The organism is Bradyrhizobium ivorense, from assembly GCF_900696085.1.
Classification (GTDB): Bacteria; Pseudomonadota; Alphaproteobacteria; order Rhizobiales; family Xanthobacteraceae; genus Bradyrhizobium; species Bradyrhizobium ivorense.
The window spans coordinates 230,246-255,157 of sequence record NZ_CAADFC020000032.1 but is presented as its reverse complement, the minus strand read 5'-3'; the positions used below and the strand labels follow the sequence as shown (position 1 = coordinate 255,157).

Genomic DNA, 24,912 nt, shown 5'->3' with positions numbered 1-24,912 from the left:
AGGATTGCGTTCCGGGGACTCACGTAGGCCTACGGGCAAACTACGGGTCAGGCATGTCGGCGCCATGATGGCTGGGCGACAAAATCGGGGGCAAGCTGCCGCCGACTCACCTCCCTGCCGGGTCCCATGACAGATTCGAAACCGACTGCGCGACCGCGCATGGCGCCGGCCGGCCTGATGTTCCTCGCCATCACCTCGGTGGGCTGGGGCTTCAACTGGCCCGCCACCAAATTCCTGATCGGCGAGCTGCCGCCGCTGACCTTGCGCGGCACCACCGGCGTGATCGGCGCCGCGGTGCTGGCGCTGCTCGCGCTGGTCCGCGCGCAGAGCCTTGTCGTCGAGCGGCGGCTGTGGCCGCGGCTGGTGCTGTATGCGTTGCTCAACGTCACCGGCTGGATGGTGCTGATGGGGCTGGCGCTGCTGTGGCTGTCGGCGAGCGAGGCGGCGCTGATCGCCTACACCATGCCGGTGTGGGCCTCGCTGCTGGCCTTGCCGGTGCTCGGCGAGCGGCCGACGCTGCTGCGGACCATCGCGCTGGTGATGGCGTTCGCGGGGCTTGCCGCGATCATGGGTGGCAACGGCATTTCCGCGAGCCAGGAGAAGCTGCCCGGCATCATCATGGCGCTCGGCGGCGCGTTCGGCTTTGCGCTTGGCACCGTGCTGGCGAAGAAATATCCGGTGCTGCTGCCGCCGATCCCGGCCGCGGCCTGGCAGATCGGGCTCGGCTGCGTGCCGATCACGATCGTGGGTCTTCTCGTCGAGACCACGCATTGGGACCGCGTCACCACGATCGGCTGGTGGCTCCTGGTCTATTCGACCGTGGTGCAGTTCTGCATCGCCTATGTCGCGTGGTTCGCCGCGCTCGCGCGCCTGCCCGCCTCGGTGGCCGTGATCGGCACCATGGCGGTGCCGGTGATCGGCGTCGTGGCGTCGGCGGTCGCGCTGCATGAGCCGCTCGGCCCGACCCAGATCGCCGCACTGCTGTTCACCCTCGCCGGCGTCGCGCTGGCGACGCGGTAGCGCAAACGATCATGGCCGGGACGAGCCCGGCCATGACCGCTGTTACGGGATTGCAACTCCACGCGCGCGGGCCCATCGCTCCAGCACCTTGCGCTCCTCCGCACACGGCGCGCGGTTGGCAAATCCGCGCACCTGGACCGCCCGGAAGCGACCATCGAGTTCGATGGTCAACATCCGTTCGGCTGTGCCCGCCGAACGGTGGCGCAGCGACCAGATCGATGCGTGCCCGGCAATGCACTTCGCCGCGTAGCTCGCGACGCAGTGGCGCATGGCCTGCGTCTCGGCGACCAGATCGACCGCGGTGCGCAGCTGGATCACCACGAACTCGCCGCGCTTGCCGCCAACCTTGCACGACGGGCTCCAGGACCAGTCCGCAATCGGCGCACCCGGCCAGCTGTTGCTGGGCCCCGCCGACAAGCCAAGCGCCCGGTTCCGCGCCGCTTCGACACGACGGCGCGCGGCTTCGATCCGCGCGATGGTCGCGAGCTCGCGATGCCACGCGCGCATCTGGCGCCCGAGCGAAGCCAGCGTTCGTCCCTTCAGGCTGAACGTCCGGTCACGCCGATGGCGATGGGCGAGGTAATCGCTGATGTCGCCCATCTCCTCGATCGTGGTCGGATGCACGCAGAAGAAGCGCGCCACCTCACGCCAGAAGCCAAGCTGCGCACGCGGTGTCGCTGCGATTCCCGAGCGAGCGATCCGCAGCGCGAGGCTGGGATCGTCCGTGTAGGAGCGGGCGATCGCGTGCCAGATCGCCTCCTCGAAGCCGAGGCCGCTCGGCGGATTGAGGAACGCATGGATCTCCTTGCGCGACAGCCATGCGCCTGCACCCGCCTTATGAAGCGAGCCGCCACCAGCCGCCACGATGTACCAGCGCTTGCGCAACGCGATCTCGTCGGCGCCGAGCCCGGTGCAGTCGATCCAGATCTGCTCCAGATGCTCCGCAACGGGGTAGCGCGCGAACAGATAGCGGGCTGCGGCAACGCGCAGACGCGCGGCATCGCGGGTCTTCAGCTTCGGCTTCCACGCGGAGGCGTCACGCAGGACGTCTGCCGCGAAGCCGCGCTTGACCTCGTCGATCGCCTTCTCGAAGTCCGGGGGAGGGCGCGTACGCTGCGACACATGCCGCAGCGAGCGCGCATAGGCTTCAGCCCGCGCGCGCTCGGCCTCCTGCCGACGCTGGATTAATGAATGTGCCATTGTCGTTCAACACGATTGGATGACTGTCAGCCGGACGCACTGCGAGCGTCGGCACGGAATGTGTCGATCTCGGTTGCGGTCTCACGGCTGGTCTCCTCATCAGTTGAACGCTTGGGGGCAAACGCCTAGGTTGAAAGGACGAGGCTTCTACATCCGATCATGGATCGGCGCAAGCTGCCCGCCTTCGATCATGTCAGGGTGTAGCGCCGACGCATCACCGGCATTGTGCCATCGTCGCCGCGGCTCTTCTCCCTCTCGCCGCTCTTACGGGGGGCGACGAGCTGCGTCGCGCTGAGAGGGCCGGGGTGAGGGGCTCTCTCCGCGCGTTGCGCCTGTCGTGAGACCTGTACCCCCTCACCCGGATCGCAAGGGCGATCCGACCTCTCCCCGCAAGCGGGGAGAGGTGAAGGGAAGCGCTGCTTAGCCCGGATGAGCGACGCGACATCCGGGAACGGTGCCGGCCACACGAGAGACTGCCCCGGATATCGCTTCGCTCATCCGGGCTACGGCGTGGCTTCGGAATAGTAGAATAATACCGCTGAAGCGGCCGCAGGCTACTTTGCATGGGGTTGTTTTTCACATATTGGCCGCGCCGTCCTGCGGGGAGGGAAGGAGGCCGCGCCGGCCTCGCATCAGCCGTGGCCGAGCGCCTGCTGCAGCATGGTGGCGAGCTGGGCCTTGCGGTAGGGCTTGGTCAGCAGCAGCACGCCCTCGTCGAGGCGGCCGTGATGCACAATCGCGTTCTCGGTGTAGCCCGAGGTGTAGAGCACCTTGGTGCCGGGCCGGCGCTTCTTGACCTCGTCGGCGAGCTGCCGGCCGTTGAGGCCGCCGGGCATGATGACGTCGGTGAACAGCAGGTCGAACGTCTCGCCCTTGTCGACCAGCGCCAGCGCGGCGCGGCCATCGGGCACGGCGACGGTCTTGTAGCCGAGGCTCGCGAGCTGCGCGGTGACGTAGTTGCGCACCAGCGGATCGTCCTCCACCACCAGGATGACCTCGCTGCCGCGCGGCGCCGGCGCCGGTGCCGGCGCGGGCGCGGCCACCTCGCCGCGGGCCGGCGGCAAATAGAGCTTGATCGTGGTGCCGTGATCCTGCTCGCTGTAGATCTTGATGTGGCCGCCGGACTGCTTGACGAAGCCGTAGACCATGCTCATGCCGAGGCCGGAGCCCTTGCCGACCTCCTTGGTGGTGAAGAACGGGTCGAACACCTTGTCCTGCACCGCCTGCGACATGCCGGTGCCGGTGTCGCTGACCGCGATCAGGACGTAGCGGCCCGGCGTGATGTCGGGATTGGTTTCGGCATAGGCCTCGTCGAGCACGACGTTGCTGGTCTCGAACAAGAGCTTGCCGCCGTTCGGCATCGCGTCGCGGGCGTTGATCGCCATGTTGAGCAGCGAGTTCGACAGCTGCGACGGATCGATGTGGACCGCGGCGACATCGGGCGCGAGCACCGAATTGATCTCGATCTGCTCGCCGAGCGTCGGGCGCAGCAGCTTTGCGATGTCGACCACGGTGCCGTTGATGTCGACGACGGTCGGCTCCAGCGGCTGGCGGCGGGCGAAGGCGAGCAGGTGCTGGATCAGCTCGCGGCAACGCTCGGCGGCGCGGTCGATCAGCTCGGCGGTCCTGGCAAGCTGTGGCTGGTCTTGCAGGCCGTCGACCAGCGTGTCGGCGGTGCCGGTGATCACCGTGAGCATGTTGTTGAAGTCATGCGCGACGCCGCCGGTCAGCTTGCCGATGGCGTCGAGCTTCTGCGCCTGCTGCAGCTGGTGCTCGGTTTCGCGCGAGGCGGTGATGTCGTGATAGATCAGCGCCGCGCCGGCGATGCTGCCCTCGGCGTCGCGCAGCGGCCGGCCCGACACCACGAGGTGGATCTGCGGCGCGCCGCGCACCGGGCGGGCGACGAATTCCAGGCCGTCGAATTCCTCGCCGCGCAACGCCCGCGCCGACGGCATTTCCTCGACCTGCATCGGCGCCACGCCGTCGGCGTGGAACACGTTGCTCATCGCGCGCAACTGCACCACCGACATGCCCGGCTTGTAGCGCAGCATCTTCTCGGCGGCCGGGTTGGACAGCAGCACGCTGCCGGCGGTGTCGATCACCAGCACCGCTTCCGCCATGCTGCGGAAGGTGGTCTCCATCACCGAGGTGGAGCGGCGGACCTCCTCCAGCGCGGCGGCGAGGTCCTTGGTGCGCTCGGCCACCTTGGCCTCGAGCGAGAGGTTGGCGGCCTGGGTCGCGCTCAGCGAGTCCTGCAGGACGCGGCGGGAGCGGCGGGCCGCCACCGTCAGCACGATCGCAAGCACCAGGATCAGGATGACGCCGGCGAGGTCGATGGCGAGCAGCATGCGGCCGTTGGCCTTCGACTGCGCGGTGCGGATGCCGAGCTGCCGGCGCTCTTCGGTGACCAGACGCTCGAGCGCCGCGGCGACGTTGTCCATCACCGTGCGGCTCTCGCCGGCCGAGATCAGGGCCGACGCGCCGGCGGTGTCGCCGTTGTTGCGCAACTGGATCAGCTCGGCGCCGAGCGCAACGCCGCGGTCGGCCTGCGCCTTGACGCCGGACAGCAGCTCCGCCTCGCCGGGCGCGCTCTTCACCGCCGCAAGCAGGCCGTCGACAGCCGTGGTGAGGGCGGCGCTCTGGTCGCGGAATTCGTCGGCAAAGGACGGATCGCCGGTCAGCGCGAATGCGCGCGCCGCGCTCTCGACGCCGCGCGGCAGCGGCCGCGCGTCCGAAATCCGCTTCAGGATGCTGAGCGTGCGGTCGACCGATTCGACCTCGCTGCGCGACTTGACGTCGAGCCCGATCGACGCCGCGCTGATGATGAGGAGGATCGCAAGGCCACTGCCGAGGATGAGACGCTGGGAAGCCATAGCCGATTGGTAAGGGAAATTACTTCGAAAGACGAGCGGATGGTGCGGACTTCGCGATGCACTCGTTGACCGCCGCAATCAGCGCCTGCGGCGTGAACGGCTTGCGCAGGCAGGCGGATGCACCGAGCTCGATCGTCATCCGCAGGAAATCCGGCGCGCGGTCGGCATTGGCGAAAGCGTAGCCCGACATCGCAATGACCGGAATATCGGGGGCGCGTTCGTGGAAGACGCGGATCGCCTCGAAGCCGCGCATATGCGGCATGAAGACATCCACCAGCATGACATCGAAGATGTCATTGTCGAGCGCGCGCATGCCTGATTCACCGCCGTCGGCGACGGTGACCTCAAAGCCCTGGCGCTGCAGACAGACCTCAATGGCAACACACACCATCGGGTCGTCGTCGACCACGAGAACGCGCGGCACGATGCATCCTCTTTGTACGGCCTTGCGTGCCGGCGACTCGCTTGGCCACTAGGCAATTAAGGCGGAACCGAGACAGAAAGTCTGTATCATAGAATGCATATGCTGTTCGCTGACAAGCAGATTTCCAGCTAGCTCTGACACATCACCGCTATTTGTCCATCCTCTTCACGACAGGCCAATGACCGCAGTTCCCGCCGCCCGCCGCGCCCCGATGTCACCGCTCGGCCTCCTGTTCCTCGTCGTGGCCTCGATCGGCTGGGGTCTCAACTTTCCGATCATGAAGTTCCTGCTCACGGAATGGCCGCCGCTGTCGTCGCGCGGGCTGTGCGGCGTGACCGGCGCGATCGGGCTCGGTCTTGCGGCGCTCGCTCGCGGACAGACGCTGCGCGTGCCGCCCGGCATCTGGCCGCGGCTTGCGCTGGTGTCGACGCTGGCGATCGGCGGCTGGGTCGCATGCATGGGGCTGGCGCTGATCTGGCTCCGCGCCAGCGAGGCCGCGGTGCTCGGGATTTCGATCCCGGTGTGGGTCGCACTGGTCGCCTGGCCGCTGCTCGGCGAACGGGTGTCGCTCACGCGTGCGCTCGCGCTTGCGGTGGCGCTCGCTGGCATCGCGGCGCTGCTCGGCGGCGGTGGTCTCGACGCCAGTCTCGGCAAGTTGCCGGGCATTCTGTTCGCGCTTGCGGGCGCGATCTGTGTCGGGCTCGGCACGGTGCTGACCAAGCACTTCAAGCTGGCGGCGATGCCGCCATTGTCGCTCGCGGCCTGGCAGCTTGCGATCGGCTGCGTGCCGATCGCAATCATCGGTGTTGCGATCGAACAGCCTCAGCTGGCCGCGCTGTCGTCGCTCGGCTGGGCGTCGATGCTCTACATGACGCTGATCCAGTTCTGCCTGTGCTACGTCTGCTGGTTCGCGGCACTCGAGCGGTTGCCGGCGGCGACCGCGTCGATCGGAACGCTGCTGGTGCCTGTCGTCGGCGTGCTCGGCGCGGCCGCCATGCTGCGCGAGCCGCTCAGCGCGAGCGACCTCGCCGCGCTGGCGGTGACGCTCGTCGCGGTCGCCATTGCGCTGCGTGCATAAACCAAAAAGGGCGGCACGTTGGCCGCCCTTTTGAAGCAAGAAGTTCCGGGATTACGGGCAGGGGTGCCGCAGGCCGTCATAGCCGAGATAGGTGCCCGAGGCCGGATCATAGGACTTGTAGCGCTGCGCGCAGTAGCTCGCATCGCCGCTCGGAACGGTTTCCACGGCGACAGGTGCGCTGTCGTCATCGTAGTAGCCGTAGCTGTCGTCGTAATAGCCCGGGCCATAGCCATAATACGCGCCCGAGGCGACCCCGGCGCCGATCACGCCGCCGACCACCGCGCCGGGCCAGAACCCGCCGCCATGGCGATGATAGCCACCACCGTGCCAGCGTCCGCCGCCACCGGCCCAGCGACCGCCGCCGCCGCTCCAGTTGCCGCCGTCGCCGACCCGCGGGCCAGCAGCGACGCCTGGGGCAGCGGCGCTTGGGGCAGCGACGCGCGGGCCGGCACCGCCGACAGCCATGCCGCTACGCATCCCGCCGCCACCGCCGACGGCCATGCCGCCGCGCATTCCGCCGCCGCCAACATTCATTCCACCACCCATCGCACCGCCGCCGGCGCGGACCCCGGCGCCACCACCGCCACCGGCGCCAGCTCGACCCTGGGGTGCCTGCGCGAACGACCCAGTCGGCACCACCAACGGCAGCGCAAGCGCCAGCGCCGCAGCAGTGCTCAAAACCTTCAGATTGACCATTTTCGACTCCATCAAGACGGGTCATGTCTAACCATTTCTGGGGTTGGACGTTCCCGCGCCGCACGCTGATTGTGCGTCATGTTTGCTTGCCAAGCGGCACATGTATGGCGGGTGAATGCAGGCGCCCGCAGCCGCGTCATTTGGTCGCCAAACAGAGGTACCTAGCTCCGGTTCGCCGACGCCGGCAGTCGCCCGGGCGGCGGCTGGACATTTGCGGATTCAGGTGGCATCAGAGCCCGACTGCCCCGAACCTGTGGCCCGACGCGCATGAAACAATTCCTGCTGAAATTCTTCACCTGGTGGAACAGCCAGACCTTTGGCACGCAATTGTGGACCTCGCGCTATGGCGAGCTGGTCGGCGAGGACGAGCAGGGCAATCGCTATTATCGCACCAAGGGCGGCGAGGTCGATCCGACGCTGCATTTCGAGCGGCGCTGGGTGGTCTATAACGGTTACGCCGAGGCGTCGCGAATCCCGCCGGGCTGGCACGGCTGGATTCACCACACCACCGACGTGCCGCCCACCGAGCAGAAGTACTCGCCGCGGGAATGGCAGAAGCCGCATGTGCCGAACATGACCGGCACCGCGCAGGCCTACCGCCCGTCCGGCTCGACGCTGGCCAGCGGCCGCCGGCCCAAGGCGACCGGCGACTACCAGGCCTGGACCCCGGGAAGCTAACTTTTATCGCCCTGAGTGCGGTGACGCGCGCGGGTTGCGCCGCGCGTGCAGTGCACGCACTCCTGTGACAGCGTCAGCCGGCCTGTGGACAACGGTAACAGCGGGGACAGGCGCGGTGCGGGCGCTGCTTGCCGCTTGCGCGATGCGCGGTCTCGCGGCTCAATAGAGCCATCTTACGGAGATGGGAAACCATCGCGTCGGATCGGGCTCCAGATCGCGACTGACCCGATGTGCAGCGGCTTCCGAGTAGGACGCGGCCGGGACATAGGCCCCCGGTGCAGACGCCCTGAAATCGCCCGCTAATGTGAAGCCACCGTGAGACAGGAGAGGCCGCCCGGGCAACCAGGCGGCCTTTTTCTGTTGTGGGCTCAGCGGCTCAAGCCAGCCGCGCCGCCGCGTGGCCCATCAGCTCGGTGCGCCGCAGCTGCGATGGTGCGATCCGCTCCTTCATGGAAGCGAGGATCTCGGCCGGCGCGGTGTCGGGTGAGCCCGCATTGAACGGCGGTGCCGGGTTGTATTCGAGCCTGAGCTGGATCGCTTCCGCGGTCTTGCGGTCGACGAGCTCGGACACCAGCGTCAGCGCAAAATCGATGCCCGCGGTGACGCCGCCGCCGGTGAAGCGGTTGCGGTCGACGCAGACGCGCGTCTTGGTTGGGATTGCGCCGAAGCCGGCGAGGAAATCGATCGCGCTCCAATGTGTCGTGGCGCGATATCCCTTGAGCAGTCCGGCGGCGCCGAGCACCAGCGATCCAGTGCACACCGAGGTGACGTATTTGGCGCCAGCGGCCTGCTTGCGCAGGAAGGCCAACATCTCCTCGTCGCCGACCATGTCGTCGGTGCCGAGCCCGCCGGGCACGCAGATCACGTCGAGCTGCGGGCAGTCGGCAAAGGTCGTGGTCGGCGTCAGCACCATGACGGAATCGGTCGCAACCGGTTCGATGCGTTTCCAGATCAGATGCACCTTGGCGCCGGGAACCGAGGAGAACACCTGCAGCGGACCGGTGAGGTCGAGCTGCGTCACCTTCGGGAACACGAGCAGGCCAATCTGCAGGGCGGTGGACATCGGAAGCCTCCAAATATTGCTTGACGGCGCATCAATGGCATGATGGCCTCCCGTCCAAAATGCCGTATTTCCCTCATTTACGGACATGAGGTCATTTGAGGACCTGGGATCACCGGCGAGGATTTGACGATGATCGGCATTCTGATCTTTCCCGACTTCCAGCTGCTCGACGCGGCGGGCCCGATCGCGGCGTTCGAGATCGCAGCGCGCTTTGCCAGCAACGCGCCGGCGATCCGGACGCTGGCGGCGAAGGCCGGCCCGGTGCGCAGCTCGTCCGGCGTCGAGATGCTCGCGCGCGGCTTCAAGCCGTCGGCCGCGATCACGACGCTGATCATCGCGGGCGGCAACGGCGTGCGCGGGCCTGCGACCTGTCCGGCGACGCTTGCGTTCGTGCGGCGGATGGCCGGCCGCGGCATCCGCGTCGCCAGCGTCTGCTCCGGCGCCTATGTGCTGGCCGAGGCCGGCCTGCTCGACGGCCGCCGCGCCACCACGCATTGGCAGCGCACGCCGCATTTCGTGAAGAGCTATCCGAAGATCAAGCTCGAGCCGGATCAGATCTTCGTCCGCGACGGCAACATCTGGAGCTCGGCCGGCATCACCGCCGGCATCGACCTCGCGCTGGCGATGATCACGGAGGACTATGGCGACGAGATCGCGCAGAACACCGCGCGGCAGCTCGTGCTGTACCATCGGCGCAGCGGCGGGCAGTCGCAGTTTTCCTCGCTGCTGGAATTGAAGACGCCGAACGGCCGGTTCGGGCCGCTGCTGGCCTGGGCGCGCGAGCATCTCGATTCGCCGCTCACCGTCGAGGACCTCGCCGAGAAGGCCGGCATGAGCTCGCGGCATTTCACCCGCGCTTTCATCGCCGAGACCGGCACCACGCCGTCGAAGGCGGTGGAGCGATTGCGGATCGAGGTGGCGCGGCAGCGCGTGCAGTCGTCGGGCGAGGCGATCGAGCGCGTCGCCGAGATTACCGGCTTCCGCGATCCCGAGCGGATGCGCCGCGCCTTCATCCGCGCCTTCGGCCAGCCGCCGCAATCGCTGCGCCGCGCAGCGCGGGCGCTTTAGCGCCGCGTTCAATGCGGCGCGTCGGGGTGCCAGCCGAGCAGGGCGAGCATCACGAAGAAGCCGACGACATAGGCCACGATGATCGGCCAGCCTTGGGTGACCCATTTCCCGACCGATTTTGCCTCCGGATACATGTTGGAGATGGCAACGCCGGCGGACGAGCCGAACCAGACCATCGAACCGCCGAAGCCGACCGCGTAGGCGAGAAAGCCCCAATCGTAGCCGCCTTGCTTCAGCGCCAGCGCGGTCAGCGGAATGTTGTCGAACACCGCCGAGACGAAGCCGAGCCCGAGCGCGGTCTGCCATGATGCGACGGGGAGCTTCTCCACCGGCATCATCGAGGCCGCCGTCACCAGCGCGAGCAGGAACAGGGTGCCCTTGAACGTCTCAGGCATCACCGACCAGTCCGGTCGCCGCAACAGCGCCGTAAGCAGAATGGCGGCCCAGACCGCGAGCCCAAGCACGGGCAGCACGTCGAGCAGCGCGGGAAATTTCAGGTTGGCCGACACGTTGGCCGTCAGCGCGGCAAGCAGGATCGCAGCCACGATCGCGACGCGCGCCCAATCGATCTTCAGATCGGATGGTGCGTCCTTCACGATCGGAGAGAAGCGGTGCTGCTGCAGCGAGGCCGGTACCGCAAACACCAGCATGGCGACGGCGGCCGCGACATAGGCCTCGACGACCGTGAGCGGGCTGACGCCATCGATCCACATCATCGTCGTCGTGGTGTCGCCGACCACGCTGCCGGCGCCGCCGGCATTCGATGCCGCGACGATGGCGGCGAGATAGCCGATATGAACGCGGCTACGGAAAACATGGCGCGCCACGGTGCCGCCGATCAACGCCGCAGCGATGTTGTCGAGGAAAGCCGAGAGCACGAACACGATCACGAGCAGGAGCAGGCCGCCCTTCCAGTCGTCCGGTAGCAGCGTTGGCATCTCGTCGGGGATGCGGCTTTCCTCGAAATGCCGCGACAGCAGCGCAAATCCCATCAACAGCAGGAACAGGTTCGCCAGCGTGACCCACTCATGCTCCATGTGGTGCACGAGCCCCGGCAGTCCCGCACCGAATTTCGCAAAGCCCGCGAACAGCAGCTTGTAGGCCACGATCGCCGCCAGGCCCGTCAGCGCCACCGCGAGCGTGTGGTGATGAAAGATCGCAACACCGAGCAGCGTCAGCCCGAACAGGATGAAGTCGAGCGGGATACCGTAAACGAGGACGGGCGTGAGCAAGGCAATCTCGAATGACTGGAGTGTCCGGCCGCACTATCGCCTGACGGCTGGAACTTCAAGGCGCACGATTGCCGCAAGGCGTCGCCCGATCGGATCAACCGCTAGCCCAGCGTCTTCAGCCAGGCGCTGATTTCGGTGACGGCGACGTTGGCCTGGTTGAGCAGCTTGCCCATGGTGAAGAAGCCGTGGAACTGGCCGGGGAAATGCCGGTAGGTCACGGCAACGCCGGCGTCCTTGAGCAGCTTCGCGTACTCGTCGCCTTCGTCGCGCAGCGGATCGGCGCCGGCGGTCAGCACATAGGCCGGCGGCAGGCCGGCGAAGCTTTTCGCGCGCGCGGGCGAGGCGCGCCAGTCGCTGCCGTCGGCGTCGCCGAGATATTGCGCGGCGAACCAGGGGATCACCGAATGCGTCAACAGCACACTGGTCTCGGGCTCGCGATGCGAAGCGTGGGTCCGCGCGAATTCGGTCGCGGGATAGACCAGCAGCTGGCCGGCGAGCTTCAATCCGCCGTCGCGTGCAGTCAGCGCGACGACCGCGGCGAGGTTGCCGCCGGCGCTGTCGCCGCCGACCACGATGCGTGCCGCATCGACGCCGAGCTGCTTTGCGTTGGCGGCGACCCATTGCGTCGCGGTCACGGCGTCGTCGACCGCCGCAGGAAAGCGATGCTCGGGCGCGAGGCGATAGTCGACGGAGATCACGATCAGCTCGCCCTCATGCGCAAGCTTCTGGCAGGCCACCTCATGGGTATCGAGGTCGCCGATCACCCAGCCGCCGCCGTGGAGGAACACCAGGCACGGCGCGAGGCCGTTTGATTTGCGCAGCGTCTTGGGCGTGTAGATGCGTGCCGGGATGGCGCCGTGCGGTGCCGGGATCGCAATCGGCTTGCTCGATTCCAGCGCCGGCGGCTCGGGATTGCTGACGACGCGGGCGGCCCGGTAAAATTCGCGCGCTTCCGGCGCGGTCAGTGTCTCATAGGCGGGGCGGCCGGCTTCCTGAAACGCCTTGTAGACGGCAGCGGCATCGGGATCGAGAACGACGGGCATTCGAGCAAACCTTCTGAATGAAATCTGGTGACGTCATTCCGGGTGGTGCGCAAGCACCAGACCCGGAATCTCGAGATTCCACAATGCGCGATTGCGCATTGGGGTTCGATCTGACGGACCTCCCCGGAATGACGGCGGAAGCCTACGCGGCGGTGCGGCCGCCGTCGACGGTATAGGCGGAGCCGGAGACGTAGCTTGCCTCGTCGGAGGCGAGGAAGGCGACGATCGAGGCGACCTCGGTGGCGAGCCCGAGCCGGCGCGCCGGGATGCGGTCGACGATCTTCTCGACCGGCGGCGGCGCGTTGCCGCCGGAGCGGCCCTGCAGGATCGTGCTCAGCATCCGGCTGTCGATCATGCCGGGGCAGACGCAGTTGACGCGCACGCCGGTGCCGCTGCACTCCCAGGCCGCGCTCTTGGTGAGCCCGATCACCGCGTGCTTGCTCGCGCTGTAGACCGCGATCAGCGGCGAGCCCATCAGGCCGGCGATCGAGGCGGTGTTGATGATGCTGCCCTTGTTCTGCTTCAGCATCACCGGCAGCACGTATTTCATGCCGAGGAAAACGCCGACCACATTGACGTCGAGCACCCGGCGAGAGCTCTCCAGCGGATAGTCTGGGATCGGCTTGATGTCGCCCTCGATGCCGGCGTTGTTGTAGAAGGCGTCGATGCTGCCGAAGCGGTCGACCGCGGCGCGGACATAGTCCTTGACCTCGTCTTCCTGGGTGACGTCGGCTGTGATCGTGAGCGCCTCGGCCGAGGCCGGCAGGTCCTTGACGGCGGCCGCAAGATCGGCCCCCTGGCGGTCGACTGCGACAATCCGCGCACCTCGCTCGGCGAGCAAATGGAGCGTGGCGGTGCCGATGACACCGGCCGCGCCGGTGACGACGGCGACCCGGCCATCGAGCCTGATACGATCGGGCATGTTGAGGTTTCCTCTGGCTGGTCCGGTTCTGTCCGGATTTTCCTGGTTTTCGCGCGGGCAGCCGCGCGCCTTCAGCGCGACCGACTATTCCATGTGTTCCGGGGGCTGACCAGTGGCCGGGCAGGGGGCGGGCAAGGGCGGCGAGCCGCCCTTTCCCCGCCGTATTCGCCGTGTTAACCGGGTGTCCTGCGAGCGGCCGATCTCAAGGTAAACTGTCGCGAGCCCGATTCGCCTGTTAAGCCGCGCGAGATGTTTCGAACCATTGTCCTGACTGGCTTTGCGGCCTTGGTCGCCGCCTTAACCGTCTCGCTGCCGCCGCCTGCGCGTGCGCAGATCGGAACGATTTTCTCCGATCCGCCGCCGCGGCCGCCGGGCAATGTTCCGCGCGGCCAGCCGGTCCCGCCGCCTGCCGATGACGATGAGGAAGTGCCGGAATTGCCGCGCGGCCGCCTGTTGCCGATGCCGAGCCGTCTGGCGCCGCCGACCCAGCCCGGGGTGCCGCCCCCCGGCGGCGTGCAGTCGCAACCCTTGCCGCCGCCGCCCGGCTCCCAGGCCGCGCCGCCCGGCGGCGTCGCCGTGCAGCCGCCGCAACCCGGCGGCCCTGCGGTCGCCAACACGCCGCCCGGCCAGAGCCCGGTGCCCGGCCAGCCTCCGGGACAGCGGCCGCCGCCGGCCAAGGGCGCGCCGCAACAGCCGCAGCAGCCGGCCGCGCTGCAGCCGGGCGACGAGGTGGTCCAGGAGCCGCCGTCGACCAAGATCACCAACAAGAAGGCGAGCTTCTCCGGCCTCGACAAGATCACCGGGCGCATCATCAATTTCGACGAGGATATCGGCGAGACCGTGCAGTTCGGCGCGCTGCGGGTGAAGACCGATGCCTGCTACACGCGGCCGTCGACCGAGGCCGCCAACACCGACGCCTTTGTCGAGGTCGACGAGATCACGCTGCAGGGCGAGGTGAAGCGGATCTTCTCCGGCTGGATGTTCGCGGCCAGTCCCGGCCTGCACGGCGTCGAGCATCCGATCTACGATATCTGGCTGACCGACTGCAAAGGCCCGGACCAGACCATCGTGACGGCGGCGCCCGATCCGCCGAAGGCGCCGACGCCGCCACCGCCGCCGGCCCAGAAGCGCCCGGCCAAGCAGGCCGCACCGCGTCCGGCGCCGCCACCGCAGCCGCAATTCCAGCAGCAGCCGCCACCGCCTCCGCCGCCGCAGCAACAGCAGCGGCCCGGCGGGCTGTTCGGCGGGTTGTTCGGGAATTAGCGGGAGCTCGTAGCCCGGAAGAAAGTTCGTAGCCCGGATGGAGCGAAGCGTAATCCGGGATTCTCTCCCCGCGGCTCGCACTGTCCCGGATTGCGCTGCGCTTCATCCGGGCTACAGGATTAGCGGGCTACAAGATCAGTTACGCTCCGCGATGATCGCGAGCGCGTCGGTGCCTTTCACCGGCTGGGTGACATCGAGCTTGCAAAAGTCCGCCGGCGCGCCCGTGATCGCCTTGTCGAGCAAGGCGCGGTAGCGGCGGCGCGCGATCTCGATCGCGCCGAACGTCTTCAGATGCTCGGTGACATATTGCGTGTCGAGCAGCTCGAAGCCGCCGGCGATCAGCCGCGCCACCAGATGCACCAGCGCCACCTTCGAGGCGTCGCGTGCGGTGTGGAACATGCTTTCGCCGAAGAAGGCGCGGCCGAGGCTGACGCCATAGAGCCCGCCGACCAGATCGCCGTCCTGCCAGACCTCGACGCTGTGGCAATGGCCGAGCGTGTGCAGTCCGACATAGAGATCGCGGATGCGCTTGTTGATCCAGGTGTCGTCGCGGCCGGGCTGCGGCGCCGCGCAGCCGGCGATCACCGCCTTGAATGCGGTGTCGACCGTGACCGTGAATGCATCGGAGCGCACGGTGCGCGCCAGCCGCGAGGCGACGCGAAAACCCTCGAGCGGAATCACGCCGCGCAATTCCGGCTCGACCCAGAACAGGGTCGGATCGTCGGCACTCTCGGCCATCGGGAAGATGCCGCAGGCATAGGCGCGCAGCAGCACTTCGGGCGTGATCTCGGACGAGGCGGAGTCGCGTGCTGTCATGTCGTCGAGATTAGCAAACGGCGGCCCGCCCCGCGATGGGCTGCCGCTGCGGTCGCGCGCTGTTGACGGGACACGTCGGTTCCTCCACAAGCCAGCGCCGCCGTGTTGCAGTATTTCGGCAGTTTTTCGAGCCAGGCCGCGAGGCCGTGCTACATTGCAACGAAAAAGTGGCGCCGCCGGGACATGGCGATGGCGCGCCAGACAATCAAGTCACATGAGGGGGACGCTGCATGAAGCTGTCATGGAGGACGTTTGCGCCGCTGGCGGTCTGGCTGGTGATCTATCTGGTGCCGGTGCCAACGGGCCTGAACGCCAACCAGTGGCATTATTTTGCAGTGTTCGCCGCTGTGATCACCGGACTGATCCTTGAATCGATGCCGGTCGGCGCGGTCGGCCTGATCGGTCTGACCGTCGCCGGCGTCGGCGGTTATGTGGAGTCCGATCCGAACAAGTCGCTGCGCTGGATGCTCGGCGGCTTTTCCGAGAGCACGGTGTGGCTGATCGTCGGCGCCTTCGTGTTCTCGATCGGCTATCGCAAGAGCGGGCTCGGCCGCCGCCTCGCGCTGCTGCTGGTGCGCGGGCTCGGCCGCCGCACCATCGGCCTCGGCTACGCGGTGGCGTTCTCCGATCTCTTGCTGGCGCCGGCAACGCCGTCCAATACCGCGCGCTCCGGCGGCACGATCTATCCGATCGTCAGCAATATCCCGCGCATCTACGGCTCCGAACCCGGCCCGACCGCGGGCAAGATCGGCACCTTCGTGATGTGGACGGCGTTTGCGACCACGGCGGTCACCAGCTCGATGTTCCTCACCGCGCTGGCGCCGAACGCCGCCGCGCTCTCGATCGCCAAGAAGCTCGTCAATGTCGAGGTCGGCTGGTCGCAATGGTTCATCGGCTTCGCGCCGCTCGGCATCCTGCTGCTGCTGCTGGTGCCGCTGCTCAGCTACCTGGTCTGCCGTCCCGAGATCAAGGCGAGCCCCGAGATCGTGACCTGGAGCCAGGGCGAACTCGCCAAGATGGGCCCGCCGTCGCGCCATGAATGGATCATGGCGGCGCTGGTGCTGCTCGCGATGTTCTTCTGGATCTGCGGCTCCAATCCCAACATCAGCGTGCCGCTGCTCGGCTCCAACTTCATCAACGCCACCACCGTCGTGTTCGTGGTCATCTCGCTGATGCTGATCTGCGGCGTGATCGGCTTCGAGGACATCGTCGCCGAGAAGGCCGCCTGGGAGGTGTTCTTCTACTTCACCTCGCTGCTGACGCTGTCGTCGGGCCTCAACGAGATCGGCTTCATCAAATGGGTGGCCGAGGGCTACGCCAAGCCGCTCGCCGGGACCTCGCCGTTCGTCGGAATGATTCTGCTCGTCACGTTCTTTTTCTGGATCCACTATTTCTTCTCGAGCATCACCTCGCACACCGCGGCGGTGCTGCCGGTGGTGCTCGCCGTCGGCTCCAGCATTCCCGGCCTGTCGGTGCAGACCCTGATGCTGCTGTGCGTCTACTCGCTGGGACTGATGGGCGTGATCTCGCCATACGCGACCGGGCCGGCGCCGATGTATTACGGCAGCGGCTATATCGGCAAAGGGGATTTCTGGAAGTTCGGCCTGATCTTCGGCGTCACCTACTTTGCCGGATTGTTGCTGATTGTGTTGCCCTGGTTGCAGACCATCGGGTAGGCTGCCGAACAATCCGGCGTGAACGGCAACCGATCGGCGCGGGATCGACATGATTCTTTCCGAATCTTAATACGTATTGTCCCGCGGAAGCGTTCAAAATGCCCGCATGGGTGTGGCGCGCGCGGGCGCAGGGGATATAAGACCGCGCGAGCTCATTCGTGTTCTCCGTGGGCAGGTTATGGACCAGCAGCTGAAAGACCCGTCGATTGTCGCGCCCGAACAGACCAGGCGGTCGTCGCGCATCGGCGTCATCCTCACGACCCTTGTCGTGCTGTCGTTGCTCGCCGGCATCGTGTGGTGGACGCGGCAGCAGGGCGCGCCGCAGCAGGCCGGCGGCGGACGCAATGCTGCACCGATGTCGATCGTGCCCGCGACCATCGGCAAGGGCGATATCGGCGTGACGCTGAACGCGCTCGGCACCGTGACGTCGCTCGCTACCGTGACGATCAAGAGCCAGATCAGCGGCTATCTGCAGCGGATCGATTTCAAGGAAGGCGACGAGGTCAAGAAGGGCGACCTGATCGCCCAGATCGATCCGCGTCCCTATGAGGCGACGCTGGCGCAGGCGAGGGGGCAGCTCGCGCGCGACGAAGCGCAGCTCAAGGGCGCCCAGGTCGATCTCGCCCGCTACCAGAACCTCGCCAAGCAGAACGCGGTGCCGCACCAGACCCTCGACACCCAGATCGCGCTGGTCGCGCAAAATCAGGGCACCGTCGAGGCCGACCGCGCCTCGGTGCAGTCGGCCGAGGTAAATCTGACGTATTGCCGCATCGTGTCGCCGATCAACGGGCGGGTCGGACTGCGCCAGGTCGATCTCGGCAATTACGTCACAGCGGGCGATAGCACGGGTCTCGTCGTGATCACGCAGCTCGAGCCGATCAGCGTGCTGTTCACGCTGCCGGAGGACAATCTGCAGGCGGTCGCGAAACGGCTGAGGGAAGGCGCGGTGCTGTCAGCCACGGCCTATGACCGCAGCGGCGCCAACAAGCTCGCCGAGGGCTCGCTGCAGACCTTCGACAGCCAGATCGATCCGACCACCGGCACGATCAAGCTGCGCGCCCAGTTCGAGAACGACAAGCGCACGCTGTATCCGAACCAGTTCGTCAACATCCGCCTGCTGCTCGACACCCACAAGGACGTCATGACGATGCCGATGGCCGGCGTGCAGCGCGGCGTGCCCGGCACCTTCGTCTATCTCGTCAACGCCGACAGCACCGTCTCGGTGCGGCCGGTCAAGCTCGGCGTCACCGACGGCGATCGCGTCGAGGTGATGTCGGGGCTCGAGGTGGGCGATCGCATCGTGATCGACGGCGCCGACAAGCTGCGCGAGGGCACCAAGGTGATCGTGCGCAGCGCTGCCGACGCGGCAAGTCCGGCCGGCGCGGCCAAGGGCGCCGCAAGTGGCGCCGCGAAGCACGGGGACGGGCCAAAGCAATGAACCCGTCACGGCCATTCATCCTGCGGCCGGTGGCGACGACCCTGCTGATGATCGCCATCATGCTGTCGGGCATGCTGGCGTTCAGATACCTCCCCGTCGCCGCGCTGCCCGAGGTCGATTATCCGACCATCCAGGTGCAGACCTTCTATCCCGGCGCCAGCCCGGACGTGATGACGTCATCGGTGACGGCGCCGCTGGAGGTGCAGTTCGGCCAGATGCCGAATTTGAACCAGATGAGCTCGGTGAGCTCGGCCGGCTCCTCGGTGATCACGCTGCAATTCGGCCTGTCGATCTCGCTCGATGTCGCCGAGCAGGAGGTGCAGGCCGCGATCAACGCGGCGGGCAATTTGTTGCCGTCGGACCTGCCGGCACCGCCGATCTACGCCAAGGTCAATCCCGCCGACGCGCCGATCCTCACCCTCGGCCTGACCTCGAAGACCATGCCGCTGACGCAGGTCCAGGATTTCGTCGACACGCGGCTGGCGCAGAAGATCTCGCAACTGCCCGGCGTCGGCCTCGTCAGCATCAGCGGCGGCCAGCGGCCCGCGGTGCGCATCCAGGCCGACATCCGCAAGCTCGCCGCCTACGGCCTCAACATCGACGACCTCCGCACCACGCTCGGCAACGCCAATGTCAACACGCCGAAGGGCAATTTCGACGGCCCGATGCGGGCCTACACCATCAATGCCAACGACCAGATCCGCAAGGCCAGCGACTACCAGTCGCTGATCATCGCCTACAAGAACGGCTCGCCGGTCCGCCTCAGCGACGTCGGCACCGTGGTCGACGGCGCGCAGAACGACAAGCTCGGCGCCTGGATGAACGAGACGCCGGCCATCATCCTCAACATCCAGCGCCAGCCCGGCGCCAATGTCATCTCGGTGGTCGAGGGCATCAAGGCGCTGCTGCCGCAGCTGCAGGCGACGCTGCCGGCGGCGATCGACCTCAACATCCTGACCGACCGCACCGTGACGATCCGTGCCTCGGTGCGCGACGTCGAGTATGAATTGTCGCTGGCGGTGATCCTCGTCGTGCTGGTCATCTTCGTGTTCCTGCGCTCGACCCGCGCCACCCTGATCCCGAGCCTGTCGGTGCCGCTGTCGCTGGTCGGCACGCTCGGGGCGATGTATCTGTTCGGCTTCAGCCTCAACAATCTGTCGCTGATGGCGCTGACCATTGCGACCGGCTTCGTGGTCGACGACGCCATCGTCGTGATCGAGAACATCTCGCGCTACATCGAGGAGGGCGAGACCCCGCTGGAGGCGGCGCTGCGCGGCTCCGAGCAGATCGGCTTCACCATCATCTCGCTGACGGTGTCGCTGATCGCGGTGCTGATCCCGCTATTGTTCATGGGCGACGTGGTCGGCCGGCTGTTCCGCGAATTCGCGATCACGCTGTCGGTCACGATCCTGATCTCCGCGGTGGTGTCGCTGACGCTGGTGCCGATGGCCTGCGCCAAGCTCTTGAGGCGGGACGCGACCGCGCGGGAGAACACCCTGCAGCGGCTGAGCCGGGAAGGGTTCGATTACGTCATCGCGCTGTACGGCCGGATGCTGGACTGGGTGCTGGACCGCCAGCCGCTGGTGCTCTTGATCGCGCTCGCCACCTTCGGCCTGACCGCGTGGCTCTACATCATCATCCCGAAGGGCTTCTTTCCGCTGCAGGACACCGGCGTGATCCAGGCGATCTCGGAGGCGCCGCAGTCGGTTTCCTATGCCGCGATGGCCGAGCGCCAGCAGCGGCTGGCCAGCGTGATCCTGAAGGATCCCGATGTGCAGAGCCTGTCGTCCTTCATCGGCGTCGACGGCACCAACACCACGCTCAACAGCGGCCGCATCCTGATCAATCTGAAGCCGCACGCGCAGCGCAAGGCCAGCGTCGCCACCATCATGGAGCGGATCAAGGCGAGCACATCAGCGCTGACCGGAATCACGCTCTACATGCAGCCGGTGCAGGACCTCACCATCGAGGGCACGGTGAGCCGGACCCAGTACCAGTTCATCCTGCAGGACGCCGATCCGGCCGAGCTGGCGGAATGGACCCCGAAGCTGGTCGAGAAGCTGCAGGCACTGCACGAGCTCAGCGACGTCGCCAGCGATATCTCCGCGGAGGGGCTTTCGGTGTTCGTCGATATCGACCGCGACCAGGCCGCGCGGTTCGGCATCACGCCGGCGACGATCGACAACGCGCTCTACGATTCCTACGGCCAGCGCATCGTCTCGACCGTCTTCACCAATTCGAACCAGTACCGCGTGATCCTGGAGGCCGATCCGTCGCTGCAGAAATCGCTGGATTCGCTGGACTCGATCTATCTGCCGTCATCGGTCAGCACGACGCCGGTGCGGCTCTCGGTGATGGCGAAGATGCGGATCGAGACCGCGCCGCTGCAGATTTCGCATCTCGGCCAGTTCCCGTCGGCAACCGTCTCGTTCAACCTGGCGCCCGGCGCCTCGCTCGGCGAGGCGGTAACGGCGATCAAGCGGGCTCAGGCCGAGATCAACCAGCCGCTCGGCATGATCACGAGCTTCCAGGGCGCCGCGCTGGCGTTCCAGGCCTCGCTGTCCAACCAGCTGTTCCTGATCCTGGCGGCGATCGTCACCGTCTACATCGTGCTCGGCGTGCTCTACGAGAGCTTCATCCATCCGCTGACGATCCTCTCGACGCTGCCCTCGGCCGGCATCGGCGCGCTGCTGGCGCTGATGATGGCCAAGCAGGATCTCACCATCATCGCGATCATCGGCATCATCCTGTTGATCGGCATCGTCAAGAAGAACGCGATCATGATGATCGACTTCGCGCTCGATGCCGAGCGCAACGAGGGCAAGCCGCCGCGCGAGGCGATCTATCAGGCCTGCCTGCTGCGCTTCCGTCCCATCATCATGACGACGATGGCCGCGGTGCTCGGCGCGCTGCCGCTGATGATAGGCACCGGCGCGGGCTCCGAACTGCGGCACCCGCTCGGTATCTCCATCGTCGGCGGCCTCCTGGTCAGCCAGCTGCTCACGCTGTTCACGACGCCCGTGATCTATCTCTGGTTCGATCGGCTGGCGCAGCGCTTTGCCGGACGGCCGGGCGAGGTCGGCGAGGCCAGCGGGTCGGGGTGAGCCATGGAGCCGTCAACCCCCTTCATCCGCCGGCCGGTGGCGACCACGCTGTTGACCATCGGGCTTGCGGCGGCCGGCGCCGTCGCCTTCTTCAAGCTGCCGGTGGCGCCGCTGCCGCAGGTCGATTTTCCGACCATCTCGGTGCAGGCGACGTTGCCCGGCGCCAGCCCGCAGGACGTGGCGACGACGGTCGCCAGCCCGCTGGAGCGGCATCTCGGCCAGATTGCCGATGTCACCGAGATGACGTCGTCGAGCTCGGTCGGCTCGACCCGCATCACGCTGCAGTTCGGCCTCGACCGCGACATCAACGGCGCGGCGCGCGACGTGCAGGCGGCGATCAACGCCGCGCGGGCCGACCTGCCGACCAGCCTGCGCGCCAATCCGACCTACCGGAAGGTCAATCCGGCCGACGCACCGATCCTGATCCTGGCGCTGACATCGGATACGCTGACCCGCGGCGCGCTCTATGACGCGGCCTCGAGCGTGCTGGCGCAAAAGCTGTCGCAGGTCGAGGGGATCGGCGAGGTGGTGGTCGGCGGCAGCTCGCTGCCGGCGGTGCGCGTCGACCTGACGCCGCAGGCGCTCTACAAATACGGCATCGGGCTCGAGGACATCCGCGCGGCGCTGTCGAGCGCCAATGCGCACAGCCCGAAGGGCGCCATCGACGTCGGCCCGCAGCGCTACCAGATCTATGCCAACGACCAGGCCAACAAGGCGGACGACTACAAGCCGCTGATCGTGGCCTACCGCAACGGCGCGCCGGTTCGCCTCACCGACGTCGGTGAGGTCACCAACGGCGTCGAGAACCTGCGCAATGCCGGCCTCGCCAACGGCAAGCCGGCGGTGCTGATCATCCTGTACCGGCAGCCCAACGCCAACATCATCTCCACGGTCGACCTGGTGAAAGGGGTGCTGCCGCAGCTCAAGGCCTCGGTGTCGCCGGCGATCGACATCGATTTCGCGGTCGACCGCTCGACCACCATCCGCACCTCGCTTCATGACGTCGAACGAACCCTGATCCTCGCCGTGCTGCTGGTGATCGTCGTGGTGTTCGTGTTCCTGCGCAGCGCCCGCGCTACCTTCATTCCTGTTGTCGCGGTGTCGGTATCGCTGGTCGCGACCTTCGGAGCGATGTACCTGATCGGCTACAGCCTCGACAATCTGTCGCTGATGGCGCTGACGGTGGCGACCGGTTTCGTGGTCGACGACGCCATCGTGGTGCTGGAGAACATCACCCGCCACATCGAGGACGGCTTGAGCCCGCTGCAGGCGGCGCTCACCGGCGCCAGCGAGGTCGGCTTCACGGTGCTGTCGATGAGCGTGTCGCTGATCGCGGTGTTCATTCCGATCCTGATGATGGGTGGCATCGTCGGCCGCCTGTTCCGCGAATTCGCGATGACGATCTCGATCGCGATCCTGATCTCGCTCGCGGTGTCGCTGGCGACCACGCCGATGATGTGCGCGGTGCTGCTCAAGCGCGACACAGGGCAGAGCCACGGCCGGCTGTATTGGGCCAGCGAGCGCTGCTTCGAGGCGATGCTGAATTTCTACCGCAGGACGCTGACGGCGGCCCTGGAGCACCCGGTGTCGGTGATGGTGATCCTGGCGGCGGTGCTGGGCCTGAATTTCTATCTCTACAGCGCGATCCCGAAGGGCTTCTTCCCGCAGCAGGATACCGGGCGGCTCACCGGCTCGATCCAGGCCGACCAGAGTGTCTCGTTCCAGCTGATGCAGCAGAAGCTCGGGCGGTTCGTCGACATCATCAAGCACGACCCCGCGGTGGAAAGCGTGGTCGGCTTCACCGGCAGCGGACAGACCAATTCCGGGTTCGTCTTTGTCTCGCTGAAGCCGCTCGATCAGCGCAAGATCAGCGCCGACGGCGTGATCGCGCGGCTGCGGCGGGAAATGTCCGTGGTGCCCGGCGCGACGTTGTTCCTGCAGGCGGTGCAGGACATCCGGGTCGGCGGCAGGGCCTCCAACGCGCAGTACCAGTACACGCTGCAGGGCTCGACCTTGGAGGAGCTCAACGAATGGACGCCAAAGATCACCGCAGCGCTGCAGCGCGATCCCGACCTGACCGACGTCAACAGCGACCAGCAGAACAAGGGACTGGAATCCAACCTGGTGATCGATCGCGACGACGCGGCGCGGCTCGGCATCACCGTGAGCCAGATCGACAACACGCTCTATGACGCGTTCGGCCAGCGCCAGGTCTCGACCATCTATGTCGCGCGCAACCAGTATCACGTCGTGATGGAGGTCGCGCCGCGCTACTGGCAGAACCCGGAGACGCTCAAGGACGTCTATGTCAGCACGTCGGGCGGATCGGTCGGCGGCTCGCAGTCGACCAACGCCGTCGCGGGCACGGTGGTGGCGCCGGGAACCTCGAGCGCGGCCAGCACCGCCAATGCCGAGGCGGCGCGCAATCTCGCCACCAACTCGATCGGCCTGACCGGGAACGGCGCCGGCTCGACCGGATCGGCGGTCAGCACCACCGGCGAGACCATGATCCCGCTGTCGGCAGTGGCGAGCTTCGAGCAGGGCGCGACGCCGCTGGCGGTCAATCACCAGGGCCTCTTGGTCGCCAACACCATCTCGTTCAACCTGCCGCCGAACGTCTCGCTCAGCACCGCGGTCGCCAGCATCGAGGCCACCATGAACCGGATCGGCGTCCCCGCCACGATCCGCGGCACCTTCCAGGGCTCGGCCAAGGCGTTCCAGGATTCGCTGAGCAACCAGCCGTTCCTGATCCTGGCGGCGCTGGTGACGATCTACATCGTGCTCGGCGTGCTCTATGAGAGCTTCATCCATCCGCTGACCATCCTGTCGACGCTGCCGTCCGCAGGTGTGGGCGCGCTGCTGGCGCTGATGGCATTCAAGACCGAGTTCAGTATCATGGCGCTGATCGGCGTCATCCTGCTGATCGGCATTGTGAAGAAGAACGCCATCATGATGATCGATTTCGCCCTCGATGCGGAACGCCGGCTCGGGCTGCCGCCGCTCGAGGCGATCAGGGAGGCCTGCCTGCTGCGCTTCCGTCCGATCATGATGACGACGATGGCGGCGCTGCTCGGCGCGGTGCCGCTCGCGGTCGGCATGGGCGATGGCGGCGAGCTGCGCCAGCCGCTCGGCATCGCCATTGTCGGCGGGCTGATCCTGAGCCAGGTTCTGACGCTCTACACGACGCCGGTGATCTACCTCTATCTCGACCGGTTCCGTCTCTGGGCCCAGCGCGCGCGGCGCGGCGCTGCGCCGCGGCTCCCGGGGTCTTCCCTCCAATTGGGCGAGTAAATGCCGACAGGTGCAGCGTTGCGACGT

At 67.0% G+C, this 24,912-nt stretch carries 18 protein-coding genes; 9 read left to right on the top strand and 9 right to left on the bottom strand.

Going from position 1 to position 24,912, the window contains the following annotated elements:
• Positions 1-126: 126 nt before the first annotated feature.
• On the top strand, positions 127-1,020 hold the full coding sequence (locus tag CI41S_RS38450) for a DMT family transporter (protein WP_139864217.1): 894 nt from the start codon (positions 127-129) through the stop codon (positions 1,018-1,020).
• Positions 1,021-1,062: 42 nt separating this feature from the next.
• On the opposite strand, the gene CI41S_RS38445 is transcribed toward CI41S_RS38450, so the two are convergent.
• The 3 genes from CI41S_RS38445 to CI41S_RS38435 form a co-directional block, all read right to left on the bottom strand.
• Positions 1,063-2,220 (bottom strand): PcfJ domain-containing protein, encoded by a 1,158-nt coding sequence (locus tag CI41S_RS38445; RefSeq protein ID WP_139864216.1) that lies wholly within the window; start codon positions 2,218-2,220, stop codon positions 1,063-1,065.
• Between the two features lie 632 nt (positions 2,221-2,852).
• A complete protein-coding gene (locus CI41S_RS38440) occupies positions 2,853-5,093 on the bottom strand; it encodes a CHASE3 domain-containing protein (protein WP_139864215.1) in 2,241 nt (746 codons plus the stop codon).
• Between the two features lie 19 nt (positions 5,094-5,112).
• Positions 5,113-5,517: a response regulator gene (locus CI41S_RS38435; RefSeq protein ID WP_139484010.1), complete on the bottom strand. Its 405-nt coding sequence runs from the start codon at positions 5,515-5,517 to the stop codon at positions 5,113-5,115.
• Positions 5,518-5,695: 178 nt separating this feature from the next.
• On the opposite strand from CI41S_RS38435, the gene CI41S_RS38430 reads away from it, so the two are divergent.
• The gene (locus CI41S_RS38430) at positions 5,696-6,595 is read left to right on the top strand and encodes a DMT family transporter (protein ID WP_139864214.1); all 900 of its coding nucleotides are present in this window, start codon (positions 5,696-5,698) and stop codon (positions 6,593-6,595) included.
• Positions 6,596-6,646: 51 nt separating this feature from the next.
• Here the strand turns inward: CI41S_RS38430 and CI41S_RS38425 are convergent, their stop codons facing one another.
• Entirely contained in the window at positions 6,647-7,291 is a 645-nt protein-coding gene (locus tag CI41S_RS38425; protein ID WP_139864213.1) for a BA14K family protein, read from the bottom strand.
• Between the two features lie 267 nt (positions 7,292-7,558).
• On the opposite strand from CI41S_RS38425, the gene CI41S_RS38420 reads away from it, so the two are divergent.
• The gene (locus CI41S_RS38420; RefSeq protein WP_139864212.1) at positions 7,559-7,969 is read left to right on the top strand and encodes an NADH:ubiquinone oxidoreductase subunit NDUFA12; all 411 of its coding nucleotides are present in this window, start codon (positions 7,559-7,561) and stop codon (positions 7,967-7,969) included.
• Between the two features lie 376 nt (positions 7,970-8,345).
• Here CI41S_RS38420 and CI41S_RS38415 read toward each other — a convergent pair whose 3' ends face one another.
• On the bottom strand, positions 8,346-9,032 hold the full coding sequence (locus CI41S_RS38415; RefSeq protein ID WP_139864211.1) for a DJ-1/PfpI family protein: 687 nt from the start codon (positions 9,030-9,032) through the stop codon (positions 8,346-8,348).
• A 129-nt stretch (positions 9,033-9,161) separates the two neighbouring features.
• On the opposite strand from CI41S_RS38415, the gene CI41S_RS38410 reads away from it, so the two are divergent.
• Entirely contained in the window at positions 9,162-10,100 is a 939-nt protein-coding gene (locus tag CI41S_RS38410) for a GlxA family transcriptional regulator (protein WP_139864210.1), read from the top strand.
• Between the two features lie 8 nt (positions 10,101-10,108).
• On the opposite strand, the gene CI41S_RS38405 is transcribed toward CI41S_RS38410, so the two are convergent.
• The 3 genes from CI41S_RS38405 to CI41S_RS38395 all read right to left on the bottom strand — a co-directional run bounded on the left by CI41S_RS38405 (position 10,109) and on the right by CI41S_RS38395 (position 13,297).
• The gene (locus CI41S_RS38405) at positions 10,109-11,332 is read right to left on the bottom strand and encodes an SLC13 family permease (RefSeq protein WP_139864209.1); all 1,224 of its coding nucleotides are present in this window, start codon (positions 11,330-11,332) and stop codon (positions 10,109-10,111) included.
• A gap of 101 nt (positions 11,333-11,433) precedes the next feature.
• Complete coding sequence (locus tag CI41S_RS38400; RefSeq protein WP_139864208.1) at positions 11,434-12,375, bottom strand: alpha/beta hydrolase; 942 nt, start codon at positions 12,373-12,375, stop codon at positions 11,434-11,436.
• 142 nt (positions 12,376-12,517) lie between these two features.
• Positions 12,518-13,297: an SDR family NAD(P)-dependent oxidoreductase gene (locus CI41S_RS38395; RefSeq protein ID WP_139864207.1), complete on the bottom strand. Its 780-nt coding sequence runs from the start codon at positions 13,295-13,297 to the stop codon at positions 12,518-12,520.
• Between the two features lie 249 nt (positions 13,298-13,546).
• Between CI41S_RS38395 and CI41S_RS38390 the strand changes: the two genes are divergently transcribed.
• Positions 13,547-14,560, top strand: a complete 1,014-nt coding sequence (locus CI41S_RS38390) for a DUF2155 domain-containing protein (protein ID WP_139864206.1) — start codon at positions 13,547-13,549, stop codon at positions 14,558-14,560.
• Between the two features lie 135 nt (positions 14,561-14,695).
• Here CI41S_RS38390 and aat read toward each other — a convergent pair whose 3' ends face one another.
• Entirely contained in the window at positions 14,696-15,376 is a 681-nt protein-coding gene (gene aat, locus CI41S_RS38385) for a leucyl/phenylalanyl-tRNA--protein transferase (protein WP_139864205.1), read from the bottom strand.
• Between the two features lie 230 nt (positions 15,377-15,606).
• Between aat and CI41S_RS38380 the strand changes: the two genes are divergently transcribed.
• From CI41S_RS38380 to CI41S_RS38365, 4 genes are all read left to right on the top strand, one after another.
• Complete coding sequence (locus CI41S_RS38380; RefSeq protein WP_139864204.1) at positions 15,607-17,052, top strand: DASS family sodium-coupled anion symporter; 1,446 nt, start codon at positions 15,607-15,609, stop codon at positions 17,050-17,052.
• A gap of 178 nt (positions 17,053-17,230) precedes the next feature.
• Positions 17,231-18,490, top strand: coding sequence for an MdtA/MuxA family multidrug efflux RND transporter periplasmic adaptor subunit (locus CI41S_RS38375; protein WP_172628360.1), 1,260 nt, complete (start codon positions 17,231-17,233; stop codon positions 18,488-18,490).
• A complete protein-coding gene (locus CI41S_RS38370; RefSeq protein ID WP_139864203.1) occupies positions 18,487-21,594 on the top strand; it encodes an MdtB/MuxB family multidrug efflux RND transporter permease subunit in 3,108 nt (1,035 codons plus the stop codon). The genes CI41S_RS38375 and CI41S_RS38370 overlap by 4 nt, the downstream gene beginning before the upstream one ends.
• A gap of 3 nt (positions 21,595-21,597) precedes the next feature.
• Entirely contained in the window at positions 21,598-24,885 is a 3,288-nt protein-coding gene (locus CI41S_RS38365; RefSeq protein ID WP_139864202.1) for an efflux RND transporter permease subunit, read from the top strand.
• Positions 24,886-24,912 lie beyond the last annotated feature (27 nt).